Here is a 457-nt window from a genome sequence, read left to right on the forward strand (position 1 = left end):
CGCCGTATCCTCCATAGCGAACGTGATACTCGGAGAGCAGGTTCTGCTCATACAGGCTCCACTTGGTGCCGTCGGCCGACGCGCGCTTGCCGCTACCCCAGTATTTGGGCAACGCGAACTGGTTGTACGCGTTGATCACCTTCACGTTCGCCTTGTCGAGCCGCTCCTCCGTGACGTGTTTCAGGTTCAGCCAGGCGACCTGTTTGCGGGTGAGCCCTTTCACCTAGCGCGCCGTCTGACTCGGACCGAGGTTGCAACCGTAGCAGAACAGCGTCGTGATGAAACGCTTGCGCGGATCGTCGATCTTCGCGTCAAACCCGGACAGCGGTCCAACAGTCGATGCAGGTCAAGCCACTGCTCGGTTTCAGTGAGGAGATCCAGGATACTGCGCTGCGGCATCGATGCCGTGATGGCCTGATCGATCAGTGTGCGGTTCGGCGGCTCGGGCTCCTTGCCC

Annotated in this window: 1 pseudogene; it reads right to left on the reverse strand. The window is 60.8% G+C overall.

Going from position 1 to position 457, the window contains the following annotated elements:
* Positions 1 to 457: pseudogene (locus P0D80_RS51200) on the reverse strand (Tn3 family transposase); the annotation flags it as partial.

It is taken from the genome of Paraburkholderia sp. RL17-373-BIF-A, assembly GCF_046030175.1.
In the GTDB taxonomy this organism is placed as follows: Bacteria; Pseudomonadota; Gammaproteobacteria; order Burkholderiales; family Burkholderiaceae; genus Paraburkholderia.